Origin of the sequence: Acinetobacter sp. RIT698 (assembly GCF_009668065.1) — a bacterium.
Lineage (GTDB): Bacteria > Pseudomonadota > Gammaproteobacteria > Pseudomonadales > Moraxellaceae > Acinetobacter > Acinetobacter guillouiae.
Window position 1 is genome coordinate 1 of sequence record NZ_WJYH01000097.1, and the last position, 5661, is coordinate 5661.

Annotated in this window: 5 protein-coding genes; 1 reads left to right on the plus strand and 4 read right to left on the minus strand. The window is 36.6% G+C overall.

The window, feature by feature from the left end; all coding sequences use genetic code 11:
• Positions 1-237 precede the first annotated feature (237 nt).
• From GJV03_RS21000 to GJV03_RS21015, 4 genes are read right to left on the minus strand one after another with little or no spacing between them, the layout of a single operon-like run.
• A complete protein-coding gene (locus GJV03_RS21000) occupies positions 238-1269 on the minus strand; it encodes an alpha/beta hydrolase (protein ID WP_004719563.1) in 1032 nt (343 codons plus the stop codon).
• Positions 1269-2417 carry a YdcF family protein gene (locus tag GJV03_RS21005; protein ID WP_154131049.1) on the minus strand — a complete coding sequence of 383 codons (1149 nt, stop codon included), beginning with the start codon at positions 2415-2417 and terminating at the stop codon, positions 1269-1271. Before GJV03_RS21005 ends, GJV03_RS21000 begins: the two co-directional genes overlap by 1 nt.
• Positions 2418-2430: 13 nt before the next feature.
• Entirely contained in the window at positions 2431-3459 is a 1029-nt protein-coding gene (murB, locus tag GJV03_RS21010; RefSeq protein WP_004719558.1) for a UDP-N-acetylmuramate dehydrogenase, read from the minus strand.
• A 40-nt stretch (positions 3460-3499) separates the two neighbouring features.
• A complete protein-coding gene (locus tag GJV03_RS21015; protein WP_154131050.1) occupies positions 3500-4003 on the minus strand; it encodes a low molecular weight protein-tyrosine-phosphatase in 504 nt (167 codons plus the stop codon).
• Between the two features lie 120 nt (positions 4004-4123).
• Between GJV03_RS21015 and GJV03_RS21020 the strand changes: the two genes are divergently transcribed.
• Entirely contained in the window at positions 4124-5278 is a 1155-nt protein-coding gene (locus GJV03_RS21020; RefSeq protein ID WP_154131051.1) for an iron-containing alcohol dehydrogenase, read from the plus strand.
• Positions 5279-5661 lie beyond the last annotated feature (383 nt).

The following is a 5661-nucleotide window of genomic DNA, read 5'->3' on the forward strand; positions in this document are numbered from 1 at the left end:
ATCAGTGATAAATAAGACGCAATAAACATTTAACAACTTAACCCTCTAAGCTAAGTTCGTTTGCTGTATCGCGTCGGGATGCTGCGTATTCTATACAGATTTTAAACCAGCGCAAGCCCTATTTTCAACAAAATGCATCGTGTGATTATTTTTTAATCTAAATATTCAAAAAACCGCATAATTCACCTATTTTTTAGGCATTTTTGAGAAATTCAGCTTAAAAGTAAGCTACATCTATTATTCAAAATAGTCACCAGAAGATTGTGCATGTAAAAACGCAGGAATTAATCCAGTTAAAGCTGCACGTATATCAGCACGCTCATTAATCAATTGATGCGAGCCTTCTTCAAGAATCAATAAGGTCTGTAATCTAAATTGTCGACGTACAAAATCAATATTATATTTCCAGTCTACAGTTTGGTCTTGTGCACCTTGTGCCAACCAAACCGGAATGCGGCACTTTGGATAGGCTTCCATTTCCAGCATCCACTTTGACATTGCCAAAATCCAATCCATTCCCATCATTCGAGGTTGTAACGGGTCTTTAAGGCGTACAAATCTTAAAAACTCAGGATTGTGATTATTTCTTTTAAAGTGACGAGGAACTTCTCTTTTAATTCTGCGAATAATTCCTAAACCAATAGAATTATGCCACCACGCTGTTTTTGCAGGTCGTACCAATGGTGAAAGCAGTAACACCCGATCCACAATTGGATTTTCACGTTTTTGCGCATACTCAAGTAAGTGATGCATCCAAATTGCACCACCTGTACTTTGCCCCACTCCCAACCACGGCTTAGGAAGCTGCTCTGCATTTTTTACATATTGATAGACCGCATGTAACACTTGTTGGTAATGGTCAAAATTTTGAATATTTGCAGGAGAACCATTACTCAGTCCATGCCCAGGCAAATCATAAGTAATCACACTAAACCCTTGTTCAAGAATTTCTTTTACAATCGGTTGGTAAATACCACTATGTTCTAAATAGCCATGCAACAAACACACAGTGCCTTTTATTTTATCTATATTGGGTTTAAATACTTGCACATGGAGTTTAAACAACGGCATATCAATAAAACCTTGCCATTGCACACAGTCCAGTTGATCAAAACCATAAAGACGTTGGTAAGATTTTATTTCTTTATTTGGAATATATTCACGATTTAAGTTTAAAGCTTCTAATAGTTGTGGTGTTGTATCTCGACTTGGAATAGGTAAGTCAAGTTGCTTTAGAATTGTTGGATTTAAAAATGGAATATCTGCCATTAAGGCACCTCTCTACAGCCACTCGAACCAAACAACATATCTCTGATTGTTGCTAAAGTTTCATAATTGGCTCTACGACTATGATCATAATTTTGTTTGCTCGGCTGCCATGCTGTTAATTGAGTTGGCATTGGTGCATTGACAGGAATTGTTTCGATACCATTTAATGCAAATAAACGACGTGTTCTTGGCATATGGTAACGATCGGTAATTAATAAGACTGTAGGTGCACCACCTTTCTTCTGTAAAAGTAATGAGCTAAAGCGTGTATTTTCACAGGTGTTCATGCTTCTATTTTCTAATAGTTTTGCTTGAACACCGCGCTCAGATAACCATTTTTGCATATAGGGTGCTTCTACACCACTCAGCACAATAGGAAGATTAACCTTCTCTTCTAAGGCTAAGGTTGTTTCAAGTCTTAGTTTGGTATAGTCATTCACAATAATGTCTTTTTGATTTTTATCTAAAGTTAAACCACCGCCCAAGACTACAATTGCATAAGGTTGACTGATTGGCTTCGGTTGTTCACTGGTTTTGGTAGGCAAACTTTCAAGATCTTCTTGTACTTGTGAACTGGACAATTCATTTGCCAATGTGTGTGAATTTTCTTGAAGTAATTTTTCATCAATTTTATGTTTTTTTAAGAATGTTAAATATTCATCCATTAAAGCCTTATTGTCTTCACTATTTAAATCCAATAAGTTTTTAACAACATCGTTCGATTGATTCTCAACAACCTCTGATGCAGCATGTTCAGACACCAATGGAATTACTGGTTTGTTTTGTTCTTCATCATCATTTTTTTGATCTTCAGCAATTTTTTCTTGCAAGGCTTTATATCGTAACTGGAGTAGCATTAAATCCTGAGCATTTTTACTCTTAATGGCTTCATCCATCAGCTTAAGATAGGCTTGTCGAGCAATCCATAAATCAGAACCAGGTTCTAAGTTTTCAGCCTCCGAAAGAGCAGCGTTTTGCTGGCTCTTTGCTGCCACCTGATTGACTTCAACTGGAACAATGCTATTCAGGATTTTAACCATCATTGTCGAATAAAATGGCGTGTACCAAAAAACGACCAAACAGCCGAATAATACAAATAATATGGCAATTATTCGTAGAAATCTGACCATCCAATGCGGTTTGACCATATATTTACTCAATTTAATGGTTTTCGATTAAGCCTAGTTCATTATAAAGCACAGGTTCAGGTTCTAAGTGCACACCAAACTTCTCAAAAACATCTTTTTGTACTGCCTGATACGTTGCGCGTACATCTGTCAATGTTGCATCGGCATAATTCACCAAAACCAAAGCTTGTTTATGAAACATTCCCACCTGATTAAGCTGTTTACCTTTCCAACCTGATTGATCAATCAACCAACCCGCTGCAATTTTAACGTGATTCCCTGCTTGAGGATAATGTGGAATATTAGGGAATTTTGCAATTAATTGTGAAAACTCTTGTTGCTTAATAATCGGATTTTTAAAGAAACTCCCCACGTTTGGATATTCATTTGGGTCTGGGAGTTTACTTTGACGAATATGAATCACTTGCTTTTGTAAGTTTTCAGCACTCATATCATCCATCATTGCATCTTTTAAATCCCCATAATTTACTTTTAAATCAGCATGTTTAAGTAATTTAAAAATCACATGGGTAATCACATAACGATCTGGATCATCTTTAAAAATACTGTGTCGATAAGAAAAATGGCAATCTTGTGCTTGAATTGAAAGTGTCTGTGCTGATTGACGATCGTAGACTTCTACAGATTGAATAAATTCACCAACTTCAACACCATACGCGCCAATATTTTGCACAGGCGATGCGCCGACTAAGCCCGGAATCAAAGCCAAGTTTTGTAAACCATAAAGTTGTTGCGTTGTCGTCCACAATACAAAGTCATGCCAAACTTGCCCTGCACCCACTTTGATTGTTTTACTTTCGGCATCTTCACTTAAAAATTCAATACCTTGTATATCTATAGCAACTACAAGCGCATGAATATGCTCAGGCAGCATCATATTGCTGCCCCCTGAAAGCAGTAAAACGTTTAAATCGTGTGCTTTAGAAAACTGCAACGCTTGTTGAAGATCTACGATAGATTGTATTTTGACATAATGTGATGCAATCGAGTTCAAACTCAATGTATTAAAGGGTTTGAGCTGAACCTGTGATTCAATATTCATAACTTAAATTTATTTCCTAAAAATATTTCAATCACTTGCACTAAAACTGTTGTTGAAACACATGTACCCAAGCCAAACTACTCGATTCACACTGATCAAGTACACGTTCAAATCCATCAGCTTCACCATAATAAGGATCTGGAAGCGCCTGTTGTGGATAAACGTGATCATGCTCACTCATTAAAGCAATTTTAGCTTTGATTTGAACAAGACCAAATTGGCTACTGGTTTGGTTATACAAATGCTGTATATCCGCAAAATTCTGATGATCCATGGCAAGAATCAAATCAAACTCTAAAAAGTCTTGTATTTTTAATTGTCTAGCACGTAACCCAGAAAGATCATAGCCTCTTTTTATTGCATGTTTTTGACTGCGACTATCAGGTGATTTATTTGGATGATAATTGCTCGTTCCAGCTGAATCCACAACTACATTTAATCGTTTTTCATCACAATAGTGTCGTAAAACCACCTCTGCTGTGGGTGAGCGACAAATATTTCCTAAGCACACACATAAAACTTTGTATGGCATTTTGGATGACATAACAACCTCAAATGATCATTTCTTTTATAAAGTCTTATGTTAAGTTATTTAGCAGGCGAATCCTATAGAACCTTAAAACAATAATGTTTAATTTGTGATGATAGATTAAGGATAATACATATGAGTCATTTTCAATTCCAAACTGTAGCCAATATTATTTCAGGTTTAGGATCAATCCAAGAGCTCAGCACAGTATTAGGCAATCAATACCACAAAGCATTAATCGTGACAGATGCAGGCATGATTCAACATGCACTGCATTTGCCACTATTAAAAATTTTAGCGCAATGTAATTTAGACTATGAAATCTATGCTGATGTACAGGCAGATCCAGCAGAGCAGATTGTTTTATCGGCAGTTCAATTCGCCAAAGACAATCAAGTAGATGTGGTTATTGGCTTTGGTGGTGGTAGTTCCATGGATGTTGCCAAACTCATTGCGATATTGGCAAATCCAAAGCAATCACAAAGTATTCAGGAAATCTATGGGGTCAATAATGTCAAAGGCCCTCGCCTTCCTTTAATTCTTATTCCAACCACGGCGGGCACAGGCTCTGAAGTCACCCCCATTTCAATTGTCACTACAGGTGAAACCACCAAAACAGGTATCGTTTCCCCCATTTTATATGCCGATGTGGCAATTCTAGATGCAACATTTACCTCAGACCTACCTGCACATATCACAGCAGCAACAGGTATAGATGCGATGGTGCATGCCATTGAAGCCTATACCTCCAAAATTAAAAAGAATTTTTATGCAGACATGCTTGCTAAACAAGCCCTTAAACTTTTAAATAAAAATTTAAAATTGGTCTTGGCGGATGGTACAAATTTAGCAGCTCGTCAAAATATGCTGGTTGGCTCTATGCTTGCGGGGCAGGCTTTTGCCAACGCTCCTGTAGGTGCTGTACACGCTTTAGCATACCCCTTAGGTGGTCATTTTCATTTATCACATGGGCATACTAACGCTTTGGTTTTATTGGAAGTGTTAAAATTCAATGCGCCTAATGCAAAAGCACTTTATGCAGAGTTAATGCAATGGCTTGATCCTTATAGTAAAGGCAGTACAGAAGGCTTATGTGACTTATTTATTGATCATATGCAAAGACACTTGGATCACAGTGGTTTGACTTTGAAATTACGCGATTTAAATGTACAAGAGCAGCAACTCGATAGATTGGCATCCGATGCCATGCTACAAACACGTCTTTTACAAAATAATCCGAGGCCTCTACTCCACGCAGATGCATTAAAAATTTATCAGGCGATTTATTAAAATTTATCAACATTAATAGTGCACTGATTTATTGAATGCGCTTTTAAATAGACTTCTTTCATAAGTCCTTTTTAAAACCATAAATCAACATAAAAGCGCCCTCACCCTAGCCTTCTCCCAGTGGGAGAAGGAACTTTCAATACCAATATGACTCACTCCACATGATCATTTTTTGATTAATGAAAAATCTTTAATCAACATGAAGTAGAATTGATACATACTCGCTGAGTGTTTATTTAAAAGTATAAAAATATCTATCATATAACCTATAATTTGTGTTTGAAATATGCGGACCGCATCCGATCAAATCGACCTAAATTTTGAACAAAATTTATAATTTTGTAAAAATACAGCATTAAAATTAAACTTGGTTATTCTCAAAA